The organism is Jiella soli (assembly GCF_020615385.1).
Lineage (GTDB): Bacteria > Pseudomonadota > Alphaproteobacteria > Rhizobiales > Rhizobiaceae > VKMB-3413.
The window spans coordinates 23686-49554 of the sequence record NZ_JAJAVB010000026.1; the positions used below are offsets into that span (position 1 = coordinate 23686).

The following is a 25869-nucleotide window of genomic DNA, read 5'->3' on the forward strand; positions in this document are numbered from 1 at the left end:
CAAGGGCGCCAGAACGGACAGATCATGCAGGCCATTTTCACACCCCGGTTAAGCGCCTCCGGCGACCCCCTTCTTTCCCGTGACGTGATCGATGCCGCACGGGGCATCGGTATCGCCTTCGTCGTGTTCGGTCATATCAATCCGATCGGCCCGCTGGTGATCAACGCTTACGGATTCCACATGCCGCTGTTCTTCTTCCTGTCAGGCATGACCCTCAGGCGGGAACCACCGATCCTTTCTCTGATCATGCGCGACAGCCGGGCGCTCCTTCTTTACGCCGTGCTGCATTTTGGGATCCTGGCCGCCCTCACGCGCGCCGTGTTCCAACCGGCGGGAATGGCGATCGCCGCATCCTCGCCGCTCGACTGGCGCACCTATTTCCTATGGCCGGTCACGCGCAACAGCGAACACGTCCATCTTTTCGTCATCGGTTGGTTTATCCTCGCGCTGTTCCTGGCCCGGCCGATGAGCGCCTTGATCCTGAAAGCCGCTTCGCGACTGCCGCCGGTTCCGGCGACCGTCCTGATCCTCGGGATCGCTCTCCTGGGGGCGCGGACCGGCGTCCATTTTTTCGCCTTCGCCGCGACCAAGGCATGGCCGTGGAACCTCCTCTCTCATGTCGCCGTCGCGACAGCCTTCTGCTTGTTCGGCTATCTGACCCAGAACCCGCTTGCCCGGTTCCTTCGACCAGTCCTCAATGCCGTTCCGTCGCCCCTTGCCGCAGCACTTTTCCTCTATGCGGCCTTGGTTGTCCTGCGGCTCAGTCCGTTCATCATGTCGCTCAGCCAGTATCCCGGCGGGACCATCGCCACCCTTGTGCATTCCGGTCTCGGCATCGCGATGGTGATCTGCCTTGCCAAAGCGCTAAGCACCTCACGATGGACGCGCCTGATGGGACGCAGGAGCAAGACGATCATGACCTGGCATTTGACGGCGGCGGCAACGATCAATCTCGTCCTGGTCGAACTTGGCTATCTCGAAGCCGGGAACGTCAACGTGTTCACGATCTTCGACGTCGGCCGGTCGTGGCCGATCTATCTGTTCGCCGGACTAATAGGACCGCTTCTTGCGGCGCTGGCCGCCGAGCGGGCCTTCGCCGCGGCAGGTGCCTTCGTGCAGGCGCGCACGGGAGTGGACGTCTTACGCCTGACGACCTTCACCCCCGCCCGGCCTCGCAGCGATCGAGGAACGCCGCGTCCTCTTTGAGGCCGAACTCCGCCCACGCTCGCAATTCTTTGGAAAACCACCGGACCAGGCAAAGAAAGGCTGGCGGCTGCTTCACGTCGAGTTGATGGAGATGCTATCAGGCATAACCATGATGGCGGATACGCAACTCACGCATGCCCCCGCCCGAATATAGCGGAGGAACAGATGTTGGCTGCAATCGGACCGCTTCAGCCCACATCCATGCCGGCCCCGCTCCTCAGCCTCGTCATTCCGATGCGCAACGAGGCAGAATGCATCGCCGGCCTCTGCGACCGGCTGGAGGCGATCATCGCCGATCTCGACGAGCCCTGCGAGGTAATCTGCGTCAACGACGGCAGCACAGACGCGACGCTTACTCTGCTGCTTGAGCGCCAGAAGACGATGTCCTGTCTGAGGATCATCGACCTGTCGCGCAATTTCGGCAAGGAGGCGGCGCTGACCGCCGGACTAGAGGCGGCGCGGGGCGCCTGCGTGGTGCCGCTCGACGCCGATCTCCAGGATCCGCCGGAGCTGGTCGGCGCGATGCTAGAGAAGTGGCGGGAGGGGTTCGAGGTGGTCAATGCCGCCCGCTCCGAGCGGCGCACCGACACGGCGATGAAGCGGCTGACCGCCGCCCTGTTTTACTATGTCACCAACAAGATTACCGACATCGAGATCCCGAAGAATGTCGGCGACTTCCGGCTGATGGACCGCAAGGTGGTCGACGCCATCTGCGCCCTGCCCGAGCGCACGCGGTTCAACAAGGGTCTGTTCGCCTGGGTCGGCTTCCGCCAGACGACGCTCACCTATGTCCGCCCGCCCCGCGCGGCAGGCGAGACCAAGTGGAAATACTGGCGGCTGTGGAACTTCGCCCTCGACGGGATCACCTCCTTCAGTTCCATCCCCTTGCGGATCTGGAGCTATGTCGGCGCGGCTGCCGCCTCGCTGTCCATGATCTACGCCGTCGCCGTCGTCCTGCGCACGCTGATCTTCGGCATCGACGTGCCCGGCTATGCCTCGCTGATCGTCACGGTGATGTTCTTCAACGGCCTGACCATGCTCAGCCTCGGCGCGATCGGCGAATATCTCTCGCGCATCTTCATCGAGACCAAGCAGCGGCCGATCTACATCGTGCGCGCGCTCCACGAACCCTCGGGCGAAGATCCCGCCGCTCTTGCATCCGGCGAAGAGGCCGCCCCGTGACCAATGCCTGGCGCGTTACGGTCGCCGCGCTTGTCCTTCCGGCGATCCTCGCCCTCGGCGCAATGTTCGCCTGGGGCAAGGCGATCTATTCGTTCAACTTCGGCGACAATGCGCTGTTCTTCAATTTCGCCCGCTGGATCAGCCATGGCGAGATCTTCATCAGGGACTTCATCCATTTCCGCACGCCTGGCCCCTATTACTACATGGCGGCCGTCCAGCGGATCTTTGGCGAGAGTTTCCACTCGACTGCCTTTGCGCTTCTCCTGGAGGCACAGGTTTTTCAGCCATTAGCGAGTTTCTTCCTGGCGCTGGCGGCAAGCCGCGTGCTTCTGGGGCGGGCTTCGGTCGCGATTGCGCTCTTCAGCGCCGCGACCTTCCTCCTGATGACGCCGATCTTCCAGGTTCGGACTGCGGTCCCGACGCTGGCACTCGCTGCCTATGTGATGACGCAGCTGGACGCCCCCGGCAGGCTGAAACAGGTCTGGCCGGCGCTGACGGGCGTCTTCCTCGGCCTCACCTATTGGGTGGGGCAGGAGGTCTTCATCCTCCTTGCCTTCGTCGTCTTCTGCGTCGAGTTGATCGCCCGGCGCGACGCCATCGCCGCCCGGATGACGCGCCTCGTGATCGTCGGCGCCGTCGCGCTCGCCGTAATCGTCGCGGGCATCGCCGCGCTCGTGGCCGCCGGCATGCCACTTGGCTCCTATCTCTACTACACCCTGCCCTATGCGCTGCTGATCCAGCCGGGAGGCATGGACCTTCCCTATCCGGCCCTGTCGCTCGACAATCTCCTCTACTATGTCTTCTTCGCAGAGATCGCGCTGGTGGCTGTGCTGTTCGTCCTTTCCGGCCTGTTCTCACGGCCCGCTGCACTCGCCTTTCTGAGCTTCGCAGTACTTCGGATGATCTCGGCGCTCGGGCGGTCGGACTATTTGCACCTGACCTTCTCGATCTCCGAACTCGTCGTCCTCACCCCGCTTGCCGTCGCGCTCCTTCCGCGGCTTCGCGTGGCGCCAAAGCGGGTCGCCTATGCCGCGGTGGCATCGATCCTGATTCTCGGCATCTTCGCCGCCGGAATTCTGATCTCCTCGAGCGCGCTGCTTACCGCGCCGCCGCTTCTATGCCTCATCGCCCGGATGATGGCAGAGGACCCGCGGCCCTTGCCGCCCTTGCCGTCCTGGCAAGGGATTGCGGCGGGGCTTACCGGCGCGGTGGCAATGGTCGCGGTCTTCTGGCCGATGTCCTATGATTCCTTCCGCTACGGCCTCGACGTTGCCTTCTCGCGGGAACCGCAGGGCCAGCTCCTCGGCGGCGTTCAATTCGGCTACCAACCCGCGCGCGAGCTCGCCAATGTCCGAGCTTTTCTCGCTCGACATCCGCACAAGACCATCTTCAGCTTCCCCGTCCGCCCGATCTATTACGCTTTCGCCGACGCTCACGCCTCACGGCTAACCTACTTCGAGCCCCAGACAACGGTCGAAGAGGTCGCGGCGGTGATTTCGGATCTGAAGGCGAACCCGCCGGACGTCGTGGTGCAGGATGTCGGCCAGATGCTGTCGACCCGCCCGAGCCTCGTGCCGCTCGCCGACTATCTCGCCTCGAACTACCACACCGAATGGCTCAACCGGCGCTTCCACGTTCTGGAACTGCGCGTGCCGCGGCAGACGCCGCGCCGGACCATGCGGCTGATCGACCGCTACAGCCAGTTGAGCGCGGAGAATCCCGGTGCCATCGATTTTTCCGTCCGCAGTCCCGGAGACACCCTGTCCACCCGGCTGGTGATCGAGGCGCACGGAGCCGTACGCCACACGCTTGACGTTCCGCCCGGCTGGCAGTTTTCGGCGGCGCTCGACGAACGGGAGGGCCATGCTGGAACCGCAATGGTGGAGATGACGCGAGCGGGCACCAGCAAACGCTATATGCTGAAGGCGGGGGAGAGCCAAGGGGAGCTGCCTCTGCCGGAAGGGGAGGGGCCGCTCACCATCGTGCTCCATCCCGGCGCGGACGGACGGAAGGCCGGATGGATCGATCCGCGCTTCGAGGCGCCATGAGCCCGCGATCGAAGGAGGCGGTGCGGCGCCTGACCGGCCGGGTGCCGCCGCCCGTTCTCCAATACGCCAAGTTCGGTCTCGTCGGGGGATTTGCCACCCTGTTCCACAGCATCCTCTTCGTCGCCTTCGTCGGCGGGCTGGGGGTGCGTCCGATGCTGGCCAACAGCCTAGCCTTCTCCTGCGCGCTCGTCGTCTCCTATCTCGGCAATTATCGCTGGACCTTCGGCGCCGGCTCCCGCAGCTGGCTGAGCTTCACCAAATTCGCCGTGGTGAGCCTGATCGGCTTCGGCCTCAACAGCCTGGCGATCTTCGTCATCGTGGACAGGCTGGAGCTCTCCTATCTCTACAGCCTGCCGGTCATGATCGGCCTCGTGCCGCCGGTCGTCTTCGTCCTCAATCGCACTTGGACCTTCGGCGCGAGGCAGCCGCCGGCGCACGCCGAGACGGAAGCGATTTATCCGGACCGCAGGTGACGGCACGGCGCGCCGGTCTCGTCCTTCGGCTCGTGGTCGGCGCGGCGGAGACGCGACGCCGCCATCCGGACGAGCCGGATATTCCGGCCCGGAACCAGCGCCGACCGGATCGCGAAGCGGGTCGGCCTCTCGAAGATCCGGTAGATCAGCGCCGACTGGAGGAGGGCAAGGCTAAGCGTAAGCGCAAAGAACGGGAGCGGGTGTTCGCGCGGGGCGAGCACGGGCTCCAGATTCATGATCGTCAGCATGTGGGTGAGATAGAGCGCGTAGGAAATGTCGCCGCAAAAGCGGAAGGGGCGGCTGGCGAGCATGCGGTGGGCGAGGGGACTTGCGCCGACGCTCGAAAGAAGGACGAAGATCGCGGCCGCGATCTGCGGCTCCCACCACATCCGCGGCACATGGCCGAACAGCGCCTCAAAGGGCAGGGGAAAGAGGCAGAGAAGCGCCGCGGCTGCAAGGCCGACGCCGAGATTGCCGACGAGGCGGCGCCGCACTTCGGACAGGCGGGCGGACAGGGCCTGCCAGGCGAACCAGGCACCGATGCCGATCAGGAAGTAATGGCCGAGCTTCATCACCGGCATCGCGCCCGGCGGCAGCGTGAAATAGGCGGCAACGAGCACGGCGACGGTGGCGACAGCGAGCCGGCCTTCCAGCCGGTAGAGCAGCCAGAAGATCGGAAACAGCGCGTAGAACCGGATCTCGACGGGGATCGTCCAGAGCACGCTGACACCGCTGCGAAGGAGGAGATGGTCGGCGATGTTGCCGGCATCGACGAGATAGGCCCGGGGCAGGCCGGGCCCCGACAGGGCCGTCACCGCGAAGGAGGCGAGGACGATCACCAGGAACAACGGCACCACCCGGGCGAAGCGGGCAACGGCGAAACGGTAGACCGTCGCCGGCCTGAACGCCGTGCCGAAGTAGACATGCGCCATCAGGAAGCCGGAGAGGGCGAAGAAGATCATCACCCCAATCTGGCCGCCGCCCTTCTGGAAGAAGCTCCCGCCGAGCCCGGTCGCCTCGGCCAGATGCGAGACCACCACGATGATCGCGGCAAGGCCGCGTAAGCCGTCGAGCGCGGGGACATGCGCGCCCGCGGCCCCTTGCGGTGGCGCTTGGCGCGACGCCGGCACGAAGGCGCTCATGCTCAAGGCTTCTTGCGTCCGACGAGCGTGGTGGCCGAGGCGAGTTCCCATTGCGCGGTCTCACCGAGCTCGGCGATGAAGGGCTCGCGCCGCGAGGCCCAGTAGCGCTGCCGCAGCAGCTCGTCGACCGTCATCGCCGACATCTGCCGGCGCGCCTCCTCCGGCAGGCCGAGGAGATAGGAACGCAGGATCCACTGCAGCGACAGGAACGGATGCTGATGGTCGTCGACCGTATGCGAGACGATGTCGAGTTCGTCGCGATAGAGCCGGCGGTGCCCGGAGCGGGTGGCGTTGAAATAGTGGTCGGGATAGCCGTGCTCGGGCTGCATGAAGGGAATGCCCGAGAAGACGACGCCGCCGGGCTTCAGGACCCTGAGGATCTCGCCGCCGCAAGCGAAGGGGTCGTCGACATGTTCGAGCACGGCGAGGGTGATGACCATGTCGAACGTCTCGTCGGCGAAGGGCAGGGCCTGGCCGACGGCGAGAAGATCCGATGACGGATAATCGAAGATCTCCATGTAGACGACGTCGGGCCGCTCGATCCGCTTGAAGCCGGCGCCGAAGTCGAGCGCCATAAAGCCATCCCGCCGCTCCGCCGCCAGCATGTCTTCCAGGAGCGAGGGATAGGGATGCGCCGACACGCCGTCCGCCTTGGCAGACAAGTGGCCCGAAAAGCCGAAGCTCGGCTCAAGCAGGTTGAGGGCGCCATGGCCCGCCTGATCGAAGGACACTCCGCCCTCGGAAAAGCGCAAGGTGTTGCAGCCTTCGCTCAAGACCGGCCCGGCGCCGTCATTTTGCAGGCGCAGATGTTGCAGCAGCCAGCGGCGCTTGTCCGCCTTCCATTGTTTTGCCTCGATCATCCGCTTTGGCAGGTCGTCCGCGATGGCGAGCGCCGTTTCGGCGACCACCTTGCCCCCTTGCACGATCTCGAGCCGACATGCAGAACCGGCCACCCGACCGACGAGCTTCGTCATGTCGAGATAGACACGAAATCCTTGTCCCGCTTCGCCAAGATCGGGACGCGGCACGCTCTGATGCGCCATCTCCTGTCCATCGAGACGAACATGAAAGAGCTCGCCTGTGCCTTCGAACCAGCCCTCCAATACCTCGTAGGATGTGGCGAGGCAGTCACCGGGCAAAGACGTATCGACATTAAGCATGCAGCGCACTCTTGCGATCATCAGACTGTCTTTGCGATACCATAGGACGCAAGTCCATGATATTGCCTAGCAACGGGCGTGGGGGCAGGAGCGCCTCCGCGGCAGAAAAGGTTAAGGGTTTTCCTTGAGCGAACTGGACCAAGCCGTCTCGGCCTTTCGCCGCTCGCTGATCGGCATTTTGGCCATATCGGCGATCACGACGATCCTGATGCTGGCGCTGCCGTTCTACATGACGCAGGTATTCACACACGTTCTGCCAAGCCGCAGCGTCGAAACGCTCTTGGCACTGTCGGTGCTCGCCCTCATTGCATATGTGCTCTATGGCATTTTCGACGGCCTTCGCCAGTCGATCCTCGCTCGGGTCGCGGCGCGCTATGAGGCGCTTCTGTCAGGCCCTATCGTTTATTCCCATTTCATGGACGCAGGCCGCGACTCCTCGTCTGGCCTGGAACTTCTACAGGATGTCCGCCAAGTTCGCTCCTTCGTTGGATCGCGGGCGCTTGCAGCCGTGTCTGAGGCGCCCTTCATCCCGCTCTTCATGGCCATTCTCTATCTGGTCGACACGACGATGGGGCTGATGATCACCGCCGGCATGGCTCTGATGGTTCTGCTGGCACTGGTTCAGCAAAGCGTAATGAAGAGTGGTGTCGAGGCGCAGAACAATGCCTCGCGGGCCGCCAATCGCGTCCTCCAGGCGCATATCGAACAGTCCGAGACTGTGCGGGTGCTGGGGCTCCAAAAGATCGCGCTTGACCGCTGGGGTGTTCCGAACGCACGGGCTGTTACCTCGTTCATCGATTTGCAATCGCTTGGCGCTTTCTACGGCGGCGTCTCGAAATTTCTACGGTTTTCGCTGCAGTCTGCCATTCTGGGCTTCGGCGCCTTCCTGGCGATTGAGGGGGACATATCTTCCACCGTCGTCTTCGCCTGCATGATGATCGGTGGGCGAGCACTGGCGCCACTCGATGGCCTTGTTGGTTCCTGGAGTTCTCTCACCACGGCTTGGGAGTCGCACAAGCGGGTCCGTGACGCGTTGACCGGCTTTTATATGGAGCCAGAAAGGACAGCTCTGCCGGAGCCGGCAGGAGCAATCCAGGTCGAAAAGCTGATCTATGGCATGAGCGGTCAGAGTGAGCCGATCATCAAGCGGATTTCCTTCGGCTTCCAGGCGGGTGAGAGCATCGCGATCATCGGCCCCAGCGGCGCAGGCAAGTCGACGCTCCTGCGTCTGATGGTCGGAGCACTCGCGCCGGCCTCGGGTACGATCCGTCTCGACGGTGCCGACCTCAGGCAATGGGATCGGCTGCAACTTGGTCGGCATATCGGCTATGTGCCCCAGAGCGTCGATTTCCTCCCCGGCACCGTCGCGGATAACATCGCCCGTTTCGATCCTGAGCGCGACGACGCAGAAGTGGTTGCCGCGGCCCGGCAGGCCGGGATCCACGAGCTTATTTTGAGATTTCCGCAGGGCTATAACACGCCGCTCGGCCGCGGTGCGTTCGCGCCCTCGGGGGGCCAGAAGCAGCTGCTCGCTGTCGCCCGGGCCTTCTATCGCAATCCCAAGCTCCTGTTCTTCGACGAGCCCAACTCCAATCTCGACCAACAGGGCGACCACCTTCTGATGCAGGCAATCGGCCAAGCCAGAAAGCGGGGCGCGACCGTGGTGCTCGTCACTCAGCGTCCAAGCCTTCTTCAGGTGGCTGACAAGGTCCTGGTCATGCGGGACGGCCTGATCGACAATTTCGGCCCGCGCAACGAGGTCCTGCCAAAGGTTGTCAAGCCCGCCGCGGTCCAGCAGCAACCACAAAAGCGCCAGGCAATCGAGCAAAAAGACGGATCGGTCCCGGCCGTTAACGCAGGTTCCTGATGGCAAATAAGCGATCTCTCACCACCGCCCCCAATGAACGCGCCGCGGCCCTTTCTGGCGGCGGCGCGGCGGCGGCCGGGCCTTTCTACCATGCCTGGCATCACCAGGTGCCACTGAAGCTGCCAATCCGCTTGCGGCTGCTCTTAGCCATCCTGTTTCTCTTGGTCGGGACCGGTATCGTCTGGGCTGTGACCGTGCCGATCAGCGGCGCCTTCATGAGCGAAGGCCGGCTAGTCGCCGAAGGCAAAAATCGCGTCGTCGACCATCTGGAAGGCGGCATCGTCGAAGAGGTCTTTGTCCGTGAGGGCGATAAGGTGAAAGCTGGCGACCTGCTCGCCCGCATGGACGTTACCAATGCTTCGGTCGCGCTCGCCAATGCCGAGAGCCAGCGCGACGTTGACCGCATCCAGATGGTCCGACTTCTCACCGAGCAGCGCGGTGATGAGGAAATCGTCTGGCCGGAAGACCTAGAAGCGCGCATCAAGAACGATCCAGACCTTGCCGAGGCGGCGATCGCCCAACGGAAGGAGTTCGCGTCTAAAACCCAGGAGCTTGCTGCCCTCAAGAGCATTCTTACCGAGCGCATCAACACCAACACTCAGCTAGTCGATAGTCTCGAGAAGCTGCGCCAGGAGCGCATCAAGCGCATCGCCGATACCCAGAATGAGGTCGATCTCTCCGATCAGATGATGAAGAAGGGGCTGACCACACGCGACCGCAACTTCGCACTAAAGCGTCAGCTCGCATCGGACCAGGACCAGCTACGCCAGACCCTTATCCAGATCGACGATAAGCGCTCGACGATCAACGAGTCGCGCGAGCAGCTCAACCGGACCCTCTCGCAGCGCCAGAACGAGATTGCGGACACGATTCTGAAGCTGCAAGCGGAGATCTCGCAGCTGACCGAAAAGATGCGATCCTATAGGGCAATGGCGAACCGGTCTGATGTGCGCGCGCCTGTCGCCGGCATCGTCACCAATGTCGCGGTCAACACGAGGAATCAAGTAATCGGAGCCGGGAAGCCTTTGTTCGAGATCTTCCCGAGCAACGTGCCGCTTTATGTCGAGGCAAAAGTGGAGCCGCGCTATATTGACAGCGTCGTTCTCGGCCAGCACGTTTCGGTCCAATTCCAGTCGCGCGAGCGGACCAAGTCCCGCCTGATGCTCGACGGGAACGTCACCTACGTCGCCTCGGACTCCGAGCAGGACCAGCGCACCGGCCGCTATTACTATACGGTGCGCGCCAAGCTCGACCCGGAATCGATCGCCCAATATGGCGACATCGTCCCCGGCAACCTCGCCACGGTCTATTTCGAGCTCGATCAGCAGACCTTCCTGCAATATCTGGTGGATCCCTATTGGGATATGGGCCAGAAGGCCTTTGTCGGCTAAGCGAACGGACCGGCAGCGGGCCGTGAACCATCAGAATACGATATCGACGTTTCTGCCACTCGAGGCCGAACGTATACTCGCAGACCTCGAGCCGGACGCGGACTGCCTCGCAGCGCTTCAAGCGCGCCATCCCGGTCTCGTCATCTTCGGGCCGGAGACGAGCGGCAGCGCCGACGTTGTGCTCCTCATCGGCGGGCACGACCTCGCGGCCCGTCTCAAGGCGCTCGCGCCCCGGCTGACGTCGGAGGGATGCTGCGTCGTCTTCACAGCCAACCGCCGCCATTACCGCCGGCTGGAAGCCTGGTTCTCAGGAGAGGCCGCGCCTACCGGAAGCGATCCCGGGTTGAGCCGCGACGAACTGCAGCAGGCTGTCGGGTCCGCCGGGCTTCGGCTCGCCAAAATCCGGTCGATCTTCGACGACAGGGAGGCCGCCAAGACCGCGGCCGAGGCGCTCGTCCCCTTCGGGCGACGCCTCGGCCTTGAGCCCCAGGCGCTCGCCGATCAGGTCGCATCGGCTGCCTTCCTCGCCCAGACCCGGCCGCGCGCCAGGCAGGGGCGCCCGATCACCGTGACCGGCATGACGCTCGGATCAAAGCCAGACGCCATGGCGATCGTTCGCATGGCCGGCCCTCTGGCAGCCCTTGCCAGCCTGCCTGACTTTGCCGTCAGCACTCTCGCTCCGAAGCCCGCCGTTCGGCGCGCGTCGGACGGAACGAAGAATGACATCTTCATCTGGCAACGCCCAATCCTAACCGACGCGGCGAGACCGGCGATTGACCAGATCATCTCGACCCATCACCTGTTCGTGCTGGAATTCGACGATCATCCGATGCGCTGGCCGGCAATTGCGCAAAGCGGCTATCTCAACTTTCGCGCGCCACATGCCGTGCGGACCTCGACCGAGACGCTCGCGGCCATCCTGCGCGAGTTCAATGCCAACGTCTTCGTCTCGCCGAACCAGATCGAGACGCTGCCGACCTTCCACCCGGTGGAGGACCGAAAAGGCCCGCTCCGGCTCCTCTTCGCCGCGCTCAACCGCAAGGACGACTGGGCACCAGAGATCGCGGCCGTCAACCAGGTCCTAAAGCGCTATCCAGCCACCACGCTCGCCGTCGACGTCGTCTTCGACCGCGAGTTCTTTGATGCGCTGGAGGCGCAAGACAAGCGATTCCATCCGCTCCTGCCCTATGAGGGCTATAAGGCGCTCCTGGCGAAGGCGGACATCGCGTGGCTGCCGCTCGGAGACACACTCTTCAACCGCTGCAAGAGCGATCTCAAATTCATCGAGTGCGCTGCCTACGGAGTTGCCATCCTGGCGAGCCCGGTGCTTTACGAGCAGGTGATCCGCGACGGCGAAACCGGCCTCGTCTATCGTTCGCACGAGGCGCTGGCAAACGGCCTCGCCGCACTAATCGAGGATGCAGACCTCCGGGCCCGGCTCGTGCGGGCCGCCTACGACGAGATCGCCGCAACGCGCCTCAGGGTGCATCACGTTGCGCGCGAGGCGAACTGGTATCGCAGCCTGCTCGACCGACACGACGCGCTCGAGGATGAGCGACAGGGCAGGATGGCGCGGCTTCCCCTGGTCGGGTAGGGACGGACATCCTATCGAGGAGAATCCCATGACCCACGATCTTGCCTTCCTCTATTCGCCCGTCCTGTTCCAAGCGCCCCAACGGATCGGTGTTTCGGCCTGGCTGGAGCATGCGCCTTTCGCCTTCTGGCTGATCGACAAGCTCAGGCCGCGGCAATTGGTGGAGCTCGGGACCCATACCGGCGTGTCATTCTGCGCCTTCGCTCAGGCCGCCAAGCAGCTGAAGACCGGGACCGCCTGCCATGCCGTAGACACTTGGCAGGGCGACCCGCACGCCGGGTATTACGGCGACGACATCTTCACCGACCTCTCCCAACACGTCGCCGCGCGCTACGCCGACTTTGCCCATCTCGTCCGCTCGACCTTTGACGAGGCGCTGCCCCGCTTTGCCGATGGGTCGATTGATCTCCTCCATATCGACGGGCTGCACACCTATGACGCGGTGGCCCACGACTATCAGACTTGGCTGCCGAAGGTTTCCGAGGGCGGCCTCATCCTCTTCCACGACACCAATGTGCGGACCCGCGATTTCGGGGTTTACCGCCTCTGGGCGGAGCTTGCAGCCGAGAACGACAGCTTCGAGTTTCTGCACGGCTTCGGGCTCGGCGTCATGATCAAAGGCCGGACCGACAATTCCGTCCTCAACGCGCTGACCACAGCCTCGCTCGATCCAACCACGACCGAAGCGATCCGGCGAACTTTCGCATATCTGGGCGAGGCGCTCACGATCCGAACCAAGCTGCTCATCGCGCAGCAAAAGTCTGCAGCCCATTCGCACCCCGAAACCGCCCGCACCTGAGCGTCGTCCTTCGGCCGCTTCTTCCCAGACCCAGGATCCGGGCGAATGCCATGACGCCTCGCCTTTCCGAGAGAGGCAAGAGCCAACCCCTTCAACGGCAACGGCCTGCAAATCGGGCTGTTTCCTTTTGGGATCGCTTGCCGCCACGCATCGCAAGGCCGGCAGGTGGGGTACGACGACAGGCTAAAGAAAAGGGGCGCTTGAGGCGCCCCTTTCCGTTCCATATCCAGATCGCCAGAGCGATTAGACGTAGGTGACGTCATCGGTGAGCGAGAATGAGCTCACGCCCTCGAGGGTGACGGTGAGCGTGTCGCCGCCACCATCGTCGATCGAGAGGATCAGGTCGTTGCCGCTCATGGCCGAGCTGATCGTGTCGCCCGTGTCGAGGACCAGATGATCCGAACCAGAGGTGAAGTCGCCAATCGTGACGGAATCACCATTAGTGAACGCCTGGAAGTTGAAGTTGTCGTCGCCGGCGCCACCGAAGAGCATGGAACCGTTTGAGGACGTGCCGCCGATCAGCGAGTCCGAACCCTCGCCACCATAGACGGTATCGCTGGTCAGGAAGTTGATCGTATCGTCGCCTGCGCCGAGACCAAACTCGCCGGAGCCGCCGCTGCCGATCGAGTCCGAGCCATCGCCGGAATAGACGATTGCACCGCCGGTCGCGCCGGTGGCGTTGATCGAGTCGGCATCAGCGCCGCCGAACACGGTGTCACCGTCGGTGACGGTGATCGAGTCGACGCCCGCGCCGCCATAGATGGCGTCCGAACCGCCAGCCCCGGTGATCTGGTCGTTGCCAGTGCCGCCGTAGATGGTGTCGTCGCCGCTGTCGCCAGTGATCGTGTCGTCACCCGCGCCGCCGCCGAGAACGGCCTTGATGCCGGTGCCAGCCGTCAGCGAGTCGTCGCCGTCGCCGCCAAAGATCGAGGAGCCGCCGGTGATGGTGTCACCGCCCATGCCGCCATAGATCGTGTCTCCGTCACCAGCCGTGATCGTGTCGCTGCCGTCGGCCGCGAAGACCAGGTCCTTGCCGGAAGCGGTCGCATCGATAACGTCGCCGCTACCACCGCCGTAGACGGTGTCGGCACCAGTACCGGTGACGATGCTGTCGGCGCCGTCGCCTGCACCGAGGACGTTGTCGAGCGCGCTGCTAGCAGCGTCGATGGTGTCGTTGCCGTCACCAGCATAGACGATGTCACCGCCGCCATTGATGCCGAAGGCGGTGGTCGCCGTCAGCGTGATCGATTCATTTCCGGCGCCGCCGAGGATCGTGTCGGAATACTGATCGTCGGTGCCGTTGAAGACGTCGTTGCCGGCGCCCAGGAACACCAGATCGGCCTGATCGCCATCGGCGATCGTATCATTGCCAGCCAGACCGTAGATGGTATCGGCTTCGCCGGTGCCGGCGAGGTTATCATTGCCGGTGGTGCCTGTAAGTACAGCCATTCATTTCTCTCCTAAACACGCGCGTGCTTGTGGCGTCGACCGACCGCACCTCGTTATGAGCGCTCTCAAATGCGGCGGACGCACAGCAGTGCATATTTCGGAGGAAGGCGATCCTGTCAACGACATGAAGGCAGAAATCCACAACAGGACCACTACCCTGCAACAGGTGTTGCAGGATCGCCAGCGTTATCGTCGAAGTTCATCGTCTGGAAGAGAAGCCTTGCTCGCCTTGACCGATTAGCCTCCAGGATATCATGTCCATGTTAAAATTTTCGCCAGCCAACCCCGTCCCGCTGAAGCATGGCCCCGGAAACGCCCTGTGCCGGCTGCGGCAATGGATACCAGGATGAAGCCGAGACTCCTGCGCGGAACTTCCTTCGAAGCCCTTGTGAGCCACCGTCATACATCCCGCTACCATATGGATGTCTCGTCTTCTTCGTTGCGATCGACTGTCTCCATCGAATGGAGATGCCTTCTTTTGGCTTTGCCCATTCGCTCCAAAGCCCCGCCGGCTTCAATGGAGACAACAGGTAAAACAAAAGGAGGGGGCCTGAGGTCCCCTCCGCTTCTTATTTAGAGAACCCGCTATTAGCTGTAGACGCCGAAGTCATCAACGCTAAGGTTCGAGACGTCGTTTACGCCATCAAGCGTCGCCACCAGGGCGCGCCCACCGGCAGTGGACCAGTCGGCATCGAAGTACACTTCGACATTCGTGCCGGTATCCACCACAACATACGAATTCTGGACGAACGCGCTGAGCATCGTGTTCACGGTGGCCTGTGAGACGTTGTTGTCGGTCAGAACGTAGATCTGATTATCTTCGCCGTCGCCATTGTCGGCCGTACCGAAGCCAGCACCTGCCCCACCAGCGTTAGTGAACTGAGCGAGAGTCATCTCGCTGTAGTCCGAACCGAAGGCATCCGCATTCGTGTTGGCGTTGAATGCCGTCAGTCTCGTACCGCTTGCGTCGCCACTGGAGTCGAACGCGTTGAAGTTAACAGCACCAAATCCGGTCCCGTCCAGGAAAGAAATGAAATCGCCCTGCACTGATCCGGCCAGGTTAGGAGCGGCGCCATTGCCGGCGTCAAAGTCAGCAATAACGTCACGAATATTGGTCGCCGCCGAGAACTGGAATTCGTCCTCGCCTGAACCGCCCCTCAGGAAATCCTGAGCGTTATCGAAGAATCCGCCGGAAAGTACGTCGTCACCTGCACCGCCATTCAGGTCGTCGGCGTTAGAACCGCCGTACAAAGCGTCATCGCCCTCACCACCGGTCAAGTTATCCGCACCAGATCCACCAAAAATGGAGTCGGCACCAATACCGCCATCAAGGGTGTCGGCATCAGCGCCGCCAAATATTGAGTCGTCACCATCGTCGCCCATGATGGAGTCGGCACCATTGTCGCCGAAGAGGGTGTCGGCGCCCGTTGCACCGTAGATCACGTCGTTACCGGAATCGCCGAAAATTAGGTCATCGCCGCCGGCAACACCGGCGCCGCCGCCAAGGGTGTCAGCACCGTCGCCGCCGGAAACGGTGTCGTTGCCGTCGCCGCCATAAACGGCGTCATCGCCGGTACCGCCATCAAGATTGTCGGCACTGCCACCGCCATAGATCACATCGTTGCCGGCATCCCCGGAAACAATGTCTACGCCGCTATCCTTGCCGCCAAAAATCAGATCATTGCCGGCGCCACCGGAAATCGTATCGTCGTTGTCGCCGCCGAAGAGCGTGTCGGCGCCGCCATTACCAATGATGGAGTCTCGATCGGCTCCGCCACCAATGAAATCAGCACCGTCGTTTCCGAGAATCGTATCATTTCCGATGCCGCCGAACGCCATGTTGCCAAGCGTGTCGCCACCTGCCGCAAAGATGCTGTCCGTCGACATGTCGATGGAGTCATCGTCGTCGCCGCCGAAAACGGTGTCGATCGACATATCGTCAGTTAGTGACGCAACGTCATCGCCCGTCCCAAGGAAAACGATATCCGCTCCCAGTCCATCATTGACAAGGGTATCCGCGCCGCCCAGGGCATTGATGGTATCGGCATCATCCGTTCCGACGAGGAAGTCCGGTCCGTTTGTGTAAGTCTGATTAGCCATCTGCTCTCTCCTGAAGAACCATCGCACGCGTTACTTATTACCAGAACGCGAGCCGGAGCCCCTGGACTGGTCGTGCGTCTTAGGGTTATCGCGGAGTAAAAGTGCTCTGTCAACTGTTTGACCTATCGTAAGGGATAAAACGATATCCAGCTAACGTTGTGGAATCTAACAGTTTTAAGGTCTGTTCCGTTATGAAACACGAATGCGCAGCTCGGACCCTTCCCCTATGGTAAGGTTTCGCCAGTTTTCCTATAGCTGCAGCGCGCGGACGCAGGCGGCGGCAGTTTCAGTGACCTTATGACTGTCAATCTGCCAGTTCGGGTGCGCCGGGCCGGTACCCGGCCCCGTCACAGTGCCGCGCAGGAAGGCGTGGAAAAGGCCGAGAGTTTGGTAAAGGTGTGCGTGCATGGCTCGGAAGCCTGTGTGCGGCTCGAGCTCAAGGACCACCGTGCCGGGATGACAAAAAACCGTATTGAAGAGGCCGGAGCCGGTCGGGCCGACGATTATGTCCGCACATGCGAAGGCGGCGACACGCTCCACAAAAGTTAGCCGCTCCGGGAATATCTCCTGAAATCCCAAGGGGCGAAGGGCCATCACGACATCCGTCTCGTTCAGTAGGACGCGGCGAGGGATGGTTTCGGACCAATTGCGGCGCGAAACGTAAAGGCGCCTTCCTATGGAAGGAGGCCGTTTTGGCACAAGGGACGATGCCAGGCTGAGAAGACGCTTGCGTGTGTCTTTCGGAAAAATATTGGAAGGTGCGACCAGAGAGGGAGCAATCACGTCGGGAAGATGCGCGATACGCGTGATGTCCTGCGCGATGATGCGGCGGCCAGGCGCGAGCGCCGCGATGATCTCTTCCATCCAGGGCGCCTCCATCGGCAGAAGGAGGGACCGTCCCTCTGCCTCAGGGCCGAGCTGATCGAGCGTCAGGAGCTTAGGTAGGATCCGGAACAGCCAAGAGCCGTAATTGCGCGCTTCCGTCGAAGCGAGCGCGATCACGGGCTCTTCGATCGACAGGACGGCCCCGGGATCTGCTGCCACCGTCAGCCGCTCGCCGGTCCTCGTGACAGCAGGCGTCATCTTGAATTCGGCAGGAAAGCGCGACAATGGCGCTGCCCGGTCAAAGAAGGGGTCGGGCAGAAGGCAGACATCGTTGAATAGGAGCGGGCCGCTGTCCCCCCCTGGCATGTCGTCAATCATCGCGCGCTGGCCAGCGAGGAAAACGTTGCGGCCGCGGAGAACGTAGCGAGGACGCTCTACAAGGGATGCATCCGGCTCTTCCGGCAGTGGCGGTTCGCCGAAGGGCAGGCGCTGGCCTTCAGTCTGAAGGGGCTGCGCCGCGGCGACAACGCGAGCCGCGACTTGATCGCTTATAGGCCGCCAGCCGGATGTGCTGTTCTCCCAAAGATCCCCCGGGTCGGCCGCAGTGACGTCGCGTTCCGCGAGCCGCCCAAGGCGCGCGGCAAGGCCCGGAGGCATCGTCAGTGCGAGAGCTGGCGCGACAGCGCCCGCTCGATCCGCGCCCGGTCGAAAGGCTCGTCCAGAAACTCGAACAGGCCGCGCAGGCTGTCCGGATCCTTGGTGTAGTCCTCGTAGCGCACGAGAAAGCCGTCATTCGGATGGGCGAGCGCATAGTCGGCATATTGCCGGTCGAGATCCTCCACCATGGCGAGGATCTCTTCCATCTCCATGTCCTTCCACCAGGCGGACCTGGCAACGTCGCTCGAGCGGCGGGTGTTGAAGACGAGCTTGCACGGGGCAAAGAAGCTGCGGATGAAGTCCAGGAACTGGGGCATCTCGCCTTCTTCGGCGTCGTGGAAGCGGATCTCCTTGAAGCCGAGGATCCTGACGCCCGGCGGCGGCGTCAGAATGTCGTCGATGAAGGCGGCCGCCAGCTTCTCGCCGAAGCGGCGCGGCACGATCTCGTCGGCGCCGTACCAGGGGCCGTGCGCGGGAATGGCCTCCGGGCCCTGGTTGTAGCGGGTGCCATAGGCGCGCTTCCAGGCGCGGAAGAGCGGATAGAGCAGATTGTTGTTCTCGCCCCGGATGAAGGCGCCGGGCAGGCTCTGCAGGATGGTCTGCAGGAGCGTCGAGCCGGAGCGGCCATAGGTGACGATGACGACGAATTTCTCGAACGGCTTGTCGCTCATGAAGCTCTCTCCGCGGGGGTTCGGCGAAGGCGCTGAGACCTTTCAGCCCACCGGCCCAGGTTGATTTGCAAATGTCTCAAACGAAATCCGGCGCGTTCATCGCGAATGCCGGACGTCGACAGGTTCAGAGTCGGCCTGCGAGCCGACTGCGCACGGCAAAGCCCAGATGGTCCTCGGCGACGAGCCGGCTCGCCGGCACGCCGCGCAGCGTCAGGGAATGCCGGGCATGCGGCCCGGCGGCGATCGCATGGTGGGCGTGCTCATAGGCGGCAATTACCGTCGCCGGCTCCTGGCCGCGCTGCAAGGCAAGGTCCAGAAGCGCGTCGGGAAAGCCGTTGATCACGACGACGCCGTCGCCCTTGGCGGCGCCGGCCAGAGGCAGGGTGCGCGACAGGCCGAAGCCGGCGAGGACGTCGTGGCCGCGGATGAGCGCGCTCAGGCGGTGGAAGCTCGCCGGCTCCTCCACCGGCAGGACCGACCCCATGAAGGAGAAGGCGGCCGGGAGCATCGCCGGTTCGGGATCGAGGACGACATTGTCCGGCCGCGCGGCGGCGTGGGCCGCGGCGAAGGCTTGTCCCTTCGTCTGGCCGTCGAGAAGCAGGGAGAGCGCAAGGCCGGCAGCGCGCAGCCGCTCGCAATAGGCGGCGAAGGCGGTCCGGCCGGGCTCGGTCGCCACCACCTCCGGCGCCACCGAGACCAAGCAGCGCACCGGCCGGTCGGTGATGAACGGAAACGGCCCGAACGGCGCCATGCCGCAGAGATCGTCGGTCACCTTCTCGCGCACGTCGCGCAGGATCGGCCCGCGATAGAGCCGGGTCGCATGGCGCAGCGGCGGCGTCCGGCTTGCCCTGATCAGGGGCCGCAGCAGCGCCGACAGGCGGGACAGGCGCCGGTCTTTGCCCGCAGTCTCGGCCACCGGCTCCAGCGCCGGCACCGTCCAGTGCTCGATCCGATCGATTTCGCGCAGGATTGCAAGGCCCGGCAGACGCGGCTGTTCGCGCACCAAGCGGTTGAGGTCCTCGACGCGGATGAGGGCAATAAGCGCCTGCGCCCGGCTCGCCACGCGGCGGCCCTGGCGCGGATCGCCGAAGAAGCGGCTGGCATGGTCGAGCGGCTGCACTTCGAGAAGCGCCGAGCCTGTCTGCTTCTGGGCCATGGCGTCGAACAGGAGGCTGCGCAGATAGAGCGGCCATTCGCCGGGCGCGGCGGCGGCACCGTGATGGGCGACGAGAACCGGCGGGAAGGGCGCTTCGTTGGGGGCGTTCAGATAGGCCGAGAACATCGCCGCGGTCTCGGCAAGGCTAAGGGAGCGGCCGGGCAGGCACGGGTCGGAGGTCGCGCGGATCGCGCCGGTCGAAAGATCAGCCATCAGGAAGCGCGGCGCCTCGGCCTGTTCGGAGGCGAGCACGGCGCGGCGGGAAAACAGCGCCTGATGCTTGCGCTGCATTCCGGCGAGGATCTCCTCGGTCCGGCGACGCGACTGCGCCACCATGCTTTCCGGCCGCACGCGGTACAAAAAGCCGGAATCTTTCACCCTGACGCCGTGAAACCCCTTCTCGCGGGCCGACAGCCAAAAATCCCAGTCCTCGAGGCCGAGGCGCATCGTCTCGTCGTAGAAGATGCCCTTCGCAAACACGGCGCTGCGTACCAGGCTGCCAGCCTCGCAGATATTGCCCCTGAGGTGCCGGAAGGGAGCGTCGGCGATTGCGGTCTCGCGGATGTCTACCCCTTCAGCGAAGGCGGTCAGGCCGAAGGCATGAACGTCCGGAAACGCCCAGCCGGCGCCGGGATCGGCGTCGAGCGCCGCGGCGAAGGCCGAAAGCGCATAGGGTTCGAGCCGGTTGTCGGCATCGAGGAAGAAGATCGCGTCGAGATCGGCATGAAGGTCGAGAAGGGTGCGAACGCCGAGATTGCGGGCGGCCGAGAGGCCGCCATTCACTTGGCGCAGCGTGATCAGCCGGCCCGCATGACGCGCCCGCGCCGCGGCGAGCGCGGCTTGCGTCTCGGAATCGGGGCAGCCGTCGTCGATCACGACGACACTCAAGGGACGCTCGAGATCCTGCCCGCAGGCGCTCTCCACCGCCTCGACCGCAAAGCGGGCATGGCCGTAGACGGGAATGACGACGCCGAGCCGGCGCAGGCGCCGCTCGCCTTGTGCGGCTTCGGACGGCACCGTCATGTGGCCGGCCCGCCGGGCGCGGCCGGGAAGCGATGGGCGCGCTCCGGCGGCTGCGCCACGACAAGGTCGAGCGCATACCAGCGGCACCAGCCGAAATTGGTATGATCGGACAAGGAGCGCACGGTAAGGACGAGATCCGCCGGCTGGGCCAGCGGCTCGTCAAGATCGAGCGCCAGCATGTGCGCGGGACCGGGCTCCACCGCGAGATGCGCACCGGCGATGACGAAATCCGGAGCTTGGCGGAAGCCAGTCTCGACGAAGTCCGACAAGGCCTCGGAAAAGGCCAGGGGATCGGCCTCGCCGGCGTCGCGGCGCACGAGGACGAGGCCGTATTCGGCGTCGGGCCCCTGCAGATGGGCGGTGCCAAAACGCGCCGCGACCCGGATCAGGCCGGACGGCAGGATGGCGCGGCCGCGCGCCCCGCTCACCCTGCCGGGCAGGGGATGGGTCTGCATGAAGTTCTCGACGTCGGAGATATCGAGCGCGGAGAAGCCGAGTTCGCCCGATACCCGCAGGCCCTCGGTGTCACCGAAGAGATAGCCGAGGCGGCTCTTCAGCTCGGGAAAGGTGATCCGGCGCGCGAAGGGCGCGGCAAGGCCGGAAGCTGGCGTCTCGCACCGGTCGATCTGCAGATCGGTGAGAACGATCTCGGCCGCGGCATCGCCGCCGCCGTGGGCGAGGAGCACCAGATCGCCCGGCGCCCGAAGCGGCGCGTCGAGGACGAGCGACAGGCGCGCGCCCACGCCCGGCCGCAAAGAGCCGGTGGTGGCGGCCATGCCGGCGGGCGCCTCGCCCCCGTCAAGGACGCTTTCGGCGATGCGGCGCGCTGCATCGCCATCGGCGCCGAAGCCGTGCTCCCCGCCGCCGGCGAGGAGAGCGAGGGTGATGGTTTCGGCTACGGCGGGATAGCCGATCTCGGCCGTCAAGCGCAGCTTCTCGGTGCCGGCGGGAAGCGCCGCGTCGATCGCCGCCCCGCAGATCGCCTGCGGCAGGACACGCAGAGCCAGGCTGCCATCGGCGCGGACCTCGGCGAGCGGACCGCCCCCGGCGCGCTGGCGCAGCACCGCCTCCGCCGCCGGGCCGAACAGGAAGCGCAGACCCTTTCGCATCGCCAGCCGGTCCGGCATCTGCGTCGTCACGCGGGCCTGCGGCCTCGGCGCCTCGCGGAAGAGATCGTCGGACAGGCCCTTCCAGACCTTCAGCGACAGCGAGGCATCAAGCGCCGGAGCCGTCAGACCGAAGCCCTCCGTGGCGTCGTCGCCGAGCGACAGGAGCGGCGCCGGAGCGCCCGGCTCGCCCATGAAGGAGACGGTCAGGAAGCCGTCGCCGTGCAGCGGGCCGACCGCCTTGTCGAGAAACAATTCGTTCCAGCCTTCGGCGAGCGCGGCATAGTCGAGCTCGACCCGTGCGACGCTCTCCTTTAGCCCCGGCGGGCCGAGGGTGACGACGAGCCGGCCCGGTCCGGCGGCTGGCCGTGCGACATGGAGGCTGACGGCCGAGACGGCCGCAAGATCCACCGGCAGCCGTTCGGCAAGGCTCGTCGCCGTGATCGTGCCATCCGGACCAATGCTGCGGCCACCCGCCGGCACCTCATAGGCGAGGATACGCGTCGCGTAGCCGATCGCCTCGACCATGTCGCGCCCCTTGCGCAGGGCCAGCGCCTGCCACTCAGCCCGCTCGCGGGCGGCGGCGAGTTCGGCCTCGCGCTCGGCGAGCAGTGCGACCGTGCCGGACAGATGGCCGGCGATCGCAGGCATCAGCGCGGCGGACAGGGCCTTGCCGAGCGCGCCCGCCTCGCCCTCATCGAGGAGAACGAGACGCGGCAGGGGCCGGGCCTGATGGTGTTCGAACACCGAAAGGATCGCGCGGGCGACGTTCTCCCTGCCGCGACCCGCCGCGATCGCAAGAACCCCGTGCGCAATGCCGGCGAAGGAGAGGACCCTGGCTTCGCGCTCGCGCGGCGCCGCGGGATCGCGGAGAACCCCGTCCGGGCCGAAGCTGGAAACGGGAAGGGCGAGGTCGGCGAGATTGACCTCGGACAGAAGGCTATCGTCGATGAGGATCTGCACAGGGCGGGCGAGAACCGTCTCGACGGTCCGGGCGTCGAAACGCAAGGCATGGGCGATGCTCAACTGGTCTCTCCCGCATCGGCGCGACCCGATCCGCGGCGCGCCATTCCCGCCCGTTGTCCGGCCCAGAGCCCGTTCAGCCGGGCGGTGTTGAGCGCCCTCTGGCGGTCGATCTCGGTCTCAGCCACGCCGTGGCTGAGACCCCAGGCGGTATCGGAGGCGTTGATGGCGGCGATCGCCCTTGCCAGCGCGGCCTCGTCCTCGATCAGCACATAGCCGAAATGTTCGCTGAAGAAGGCGCCTTCGGTCTTTGCCCGCGCAAAGGTCTCCGCCTCGTCATAGTCGTGCGAGTGATAGACGATAGCGCTCGGCACGAAAACCTTCTGATAGCCTGCCGCGACAATGTCCTCGGCAAAGAGCTGGTCCTCGCCATAGGCGACGTCGCGATAGGGAGTGTCCTTCCAGACCGAGCGCCTCAGGCAGGAATTGTTGTCGCTGTAGTAATGCAGCATCTGCCGCCAGATGGTGTCTCCCGCGTCGTAACGCGCCGGATCGAGCTCGCGCGAGACGGCGAGTGGATGATTGCGGAATTGGCGGAAATGGCCGGAAATGTCGCGCTTGACGAAAGCGCTGGCCGACGGCCAGGCCCAATGCGGGCCGAAGGCGCCGCCGGCCTTCGGGAAATGGTCGAGCATCAGGACGTAATCGGCGAGCCAGCGCTCGCCGACCGGCATCGCATCCTGAGTGAGGAAGGCGACATAGTCGCCGCTGGTCAGCTCAATGCCGAGATTGCGGGTGCGGCCGTGGCCGAAGTCCTTGGCATCGATCCGGTGGAACAGGATCTTGGGATCGGCGGCGATCCGGTCAGCGGTGCCGTCGGTCGAACCGCTGTCGACAACCAGGATCTCGAACGGGTCGGCAAGCTTCTGGCTCTTGACCCGCTCTAGGAGGTCCATCAGCAGCGGGCCGCCGTTGAGGGTCGGAATAACGACGGAGATCTTGGGGCTGACGCGCGGCGCGGCGGGCGGACGCGGCGAATGGCCGAGCTCCTGCAGCCGGTCGACGATGCTGGTCTCGATGATCGCTGCGGCGCCGTCCCAGGAGAACTGCCCGACCCAGGCAAGAGCCGCCGCCCGCTGGCGCACGCGCCGTTCGGCATCGGTGATTAGCGCTTCCATCTCGTCGGCGATCGCCGCCGGGTCGGGAAGCGCCCGACTGACGACGCCGTCTGGATAGATCGCGCGGGTGCTTTCCACATCGAGTTCGACGACGGGCAGGCCGCAGGCCATCATTTCCTGCGGCACCAGGGAATAGTTGGTCGCCGAGAAGACGACGCCGATGGTCGCCTCCCGGTAGAGGTCGGCGAGGTCGGCGCCGGACATCAGCCCGTGATCGACGAAGGCGAAGGGCGCGGTCTCGACGGGCCGGTCGGTGCCGAAGAAATCGACCAGGAAGCAATGGCCGCGGCTCGCCAGCACCTCGAGCGCGAGGTGACCGAGCTCGACCGCCCGACGGGCGGTATGGCCGCGGGCGTAGAAGGCGATGCGGGGCAGGCTGTGCGCAGCGCCATCTGGCGCAGTGCCAGCGGCCGGATCCGCTCCGGCGGTCGGAGCCGGCGCGTAGATGTCGCGGTCGGCGGCCAGATGGAAGAAGCGAGCCCAACGGCCGAACTGCGTTTCCATCGTCTGCGCCAGCCAAGGGCTCGCGCACAGGCAGTCGACGTCGAGGCCGTAGGTGGATTCGGCGAGCAGCGATTCCGTCCCGCGTGGCCGGAAGAACGGTTCGTAGTCCTGGACGAAGTAAAAGCAGCGCTTGACATTGCGCATCGCGCGGGCCGGAAAGACCGAGCCCCAGTCGGTGGCGATCACAGCGTCGCCCGCCACCGTCGCAAAGTCCGGCTCGTCGATCCACCGGACCTCAGCATTGAGCGTGCGGTAGTGCTTGACGATGTCGTCGAAGGCCTCGGCGCCGGTCTCGTGGACGCGCGCCCCGTGCAGCCAGACCGTCTGGCGGTGTCCCTTCAGGGATAAGGCTCTGACCATGCGAAAGATCGTCATGTGGCCGCCGCCGCCGGGATAGAAGTCAGGCACGACCCAGTGCAGGACGAGCCGGTTCGGCACGAAGCTGCCGGGCGGGGGCGGGGCCGCCGGCGGATAGTCCACCGGGTAGCGCAGCATTTCGCCCGGCAGGAAGGTTGCGGACTGCGGGCTGCCGAGATGGATCCGGTGGGCGGGATGGCCGAGATCGACGGGCTTGACTGACAGGCCCGGCAGGCCCTCCTTCAAGAAAACGGCCAGCGGCTCGCCCGCCTCGGGCGTCCAGCCGGTTAGCGCCGCATAGCGGGCCAGGGAAAATTCGGCCGATGGATCGCGGCCCTCGCGCCAGCCATGGCGCAGATAATGCAGAAGCGCCGGCAGATCGCTGTTGACGACGTCCGCATAGCGCTCCGAATAGTAGAACGGGTCGAAATAGGGATTGGGCTTGCGCCCCTCCCGCTGGCCGTAGTCGAGGAAGTGTCCGAGAAGGTCGGACACCGCCACGAGATCGGCGTGGCAGGCGCGATACCAGCCTTCGTGGAACAATCCGCTTTCGGCGATTTCCTGGCGGCCGACCGCATCGACCGCCTTCAGGCGGGCATGCTGTTCGATCGCGGTCTCCGCGGCGTCAAGCGCCTCCGGATGCCTCTCCAGATAGGCCTTGCCATCGAAGCCGGAAAACGGGCTACGCCCTTCCTTCCAGCCGGTCCTGATATAATGGATCAGCGGGTTGGTCCCGGCCGCCCGGATATCCTCATACGTATCGAGATACCATTGCGTATTGAAGAGCGGGCCCGGATTGCGCCCTTCCTTCCAGCCGCTTTCGTGGAAGTGGACGGCGGCGGGAAGCTGCGCCTCTGCGACGTCGGGATTGTGCTGGAGGTACCAGGCCTCGTCCATCAGGAGCGGATGGGCCTTCAGAACCGCGAGCGGGTCTGATCCCCGAAACCGCCGCAAACGCGTCTTCACATATGCAAGCACATTGCGCCCCAAAACCAGCCGCCTTCCTTCATGACTTTCA

17 protein-coding genes are annotated in these 25869 nt (G+C 64.5%); 8 read left to right on the forward strand and 9 right to left on the reverse strand.

Annotated features, from left to right (window positions below):
* Positions 1 to 24 precede the first annotated feature (24 nt).
* The 4 genes from LH400_RS18215 to LH400_RS18230 all read left to right on the forward strand — a co-directional run bounded on the left by LH400_RS18215 (position 25) and on the right by LH400_RS18230 (position 4909).
* Entirely contained in the window at positions 25 to 1206 is a 1182-nt protein-coding gene (locus tag LH400_RS18215) for an acyltransferase family protein (protein WP_229154511.1), read from the forward strand.
* A gap of 165 nt (positions 1207 to 1371) precedes the next feature.
* The gene (locus LH400_RS18220; RefSeq protein ID WP_229154513.1) at positions 1372 to 2388 is read left to right on the forward strand and encodes a glycosyltransferase family 2 protein; all 1017 of its coding nucleotides are present in this window, start codon (positions 1372 to 1374) and stop codon (positions 2386 to 2388) included.
* Positions 2385 to 4436, forward strand: a complete 2052-nt coding sequence (locus tag LH400_RS18225) for a hypothetical protein (protein WP_229154515.1) — start codon at positions 2385 to 2387, stop codon at positions 4434 to 4436. Before LH400_RS18220 ends, LH400_RS18225 begins: the two co-directional genes overlap by 4 nt.
* Positions 4433 to 4909: a GtrA family protein gene (locus LH400_RS18230; RefSeq protein ID WP_229154517.1), complete on the forward strand. Its 477-nt coding sequence runs from the start codon at positions 4433 to 4435 to the stop codon at positions 4907 to 4909. Before LH400_RS18225 ends, LH400_RS18230 begins: the two co-directional genes overlap by 4 nt.
* Here LH400_RS18230 and LH400_RS18235 read toward each other — a convergent pair.
* Together LH400_RS18235 and LH400_RS18240 are read right to left on the reverse strand one after the other, a co-directional pair.
* Positions 4891 to 6051, reverse strand: coding sequence for an acyltransferase family protein (locus tag LH400_RS18235; RefSeq protein ID WP_229154519.1), 1161 nt, complete (start codon positions 6049 to 6051; stop codon positions 4891 to 4893). The genes LH400_RS18230 and LH400_RS18235 overlap by 19 nt on opposite strands.
* Positions 6052 to 6053: 2 nt before the next feature.
* Complete coding sequence (locus LH400_RS18240; protein ID WP_229154521.1) at positions 6054 to 7232, reverse strand: class I SAM-dependent methyltransferase; 1179 nt, start codon at positions 7230 to 7232, stop codon at positions 6054 to 6056.
* A gap of 103 nt (positions 7233 to 7335) precedes the next feature.
* Here LH400_RS18240 and LH400_RS18245 point away from each other — a divergent pair, with 103 nt between their 5' ends.
* Genes LH400_RS18245 through LH400_RS18260 form a run of 4 tightly spaced genes read left to right on the forward strand, consistent with a single transcriptional unit; the run spans position 7336 to position 12862 of the window.
* Positions 7336 to 9078 (forward strand): type I secretion system permease/ATPase, encoded by a 1743-nt coding sequence (locus tag LH400_RS18245; RefSeq protein WP_229154523.1) that lies wholly within the window; start codon positions 7336 to 7338, stop codon positions 9076 to 9078.
* Complete coding sequence (locus LH400_RS18250) at positions 9078 to 10469, forward strand: HlyD family type I secretion periplasmic adaptor subunit (RefSeq protein WP_229154525.1); 1392 nt, start codon at positions 9078 to 9080, stop codon at positions 10467 to 10469. Before LH400_RS18245 ends, LH400_RS18250 begins: the two co-directional genes overlap by 1 nt.
* A gap of 22 nt (positions 10470 to 10491) precedes the next feature.
* Positions 10492 to 12063, forward strand: a complete 1572-nt coding sequence (locus LH400_RS26405) for a glycosyltransferase family protein (protein ID WP_229154527.1) — start codon at positions 10492 to 10494, stop codon at positions 12061 to 12063.
* A 28-nt stretch (positions 12064 to 12091) separates the two neighbouring features.
* Positions 12092 to 12862 (forward strand): class I SAM-dependent methyltransferase, encoded by a 771-nt coding sequence (locus LH400_RS18260; protein ID WP_229154529.1) that lies wholly within the window; start codon positions 12092 to 12094, stop codon positions 12860 to 12862.
* A gap of 243 nt (positions 12863 to 13105) precedes the next feature.
* Here LH400_RS18260 and LH400_RS18265 read toward each other — a convergent pair whose 3' ends face one another.
* The 7 genes from LH400_RS18265 to LH400_RS18295 form a co-directional block, all read right to left on the reverse strand.
* Positions 13106 to 14311, reverse strand: a complete 1206-nt coding sequence (locus LH400_RS18265; protein ID WP_229154531.1) for a calcium-binding protein — start codon at positions 14309 to 14311, stop codon at positions 13106 to 13108.
* A gap of 588 nt (positions 14312 to 14899) precedes the next feature.
* Complete coding sequence (locus LH400_RS18270; protein ID WP_229154533.1) at positions 14900 to 16411, reverse strand: calcium-binding protein; 1512 nt, start codon at positions 16409 to 16411, stop codon at positions 14900 to 14902.
* 249 nt (positions 16412 to 16660) lie between these two features.
* Entirely contained in the window at positions 16661 to 17614 is a 954-nt protein-coding gene (locus LH400_RS18275; protein WP_229154535.1) for a glycosyltransferase family 61 protein, read from the reverse strand.
* 281 nt (positions 17615 to 17895) lie between these two features.
* The gene (locus LH400_RS18280) at positions 17896 to 18564 is read right to left on the reverse strand and encodes a sulfotransferase (RefSeq protein ID WP_229154536.1); all 669 of its coding nucleotides are present in this window, start codon (positions 18562 to 18564) and stop codon (positions 17896 to 17898) included.
* Positions 18565 to 18688: 124 nt separating this feature from the next.
* The gene (locus LH400_RS18285) at positions 18689 to 20743 is read right to left on the reverse strand and encodes a glycosyltransferase family A protein (protein ID WP_229154537.1); all 2055 of its coding nucleotides are present in this window, start codon (positions 20741 to 20743) and stop codon (positions 18689 to 18691) included.
* Complete coding sequence (locus LH400_RS18290) at positions 20740 to 22875, reverse strand: DUF6212 domain-containing protein (RefSeq protein ID WP_229154538.1); 2136 nt, start codon at positions 22873 to 22875, stop codon at positions 20740 to 20742. The genes LH400_RS18285 and LH400_RS18290 overlap by 4 nt, the downstream gene beginning before the upstream one ends.
* Positions 22872 to 25805, reverse strand: a complete 2934-nt coding sequence (locus LH400_RS18295) for a rhamnosyltransferase WsaF family glycosyltransferase (RefSeq protein ID WP_229154539.1) — start codon at positions 25803 to 25805, stop codon at positions 22872 to 22874. Before LH400_RS18295 ends, LH400_RS18290 begins: the two co-directional genes overlap by 4 nt.
* Between the last annotated feature and the right edge of the window lie 64 nt (positions 25806 to 25869).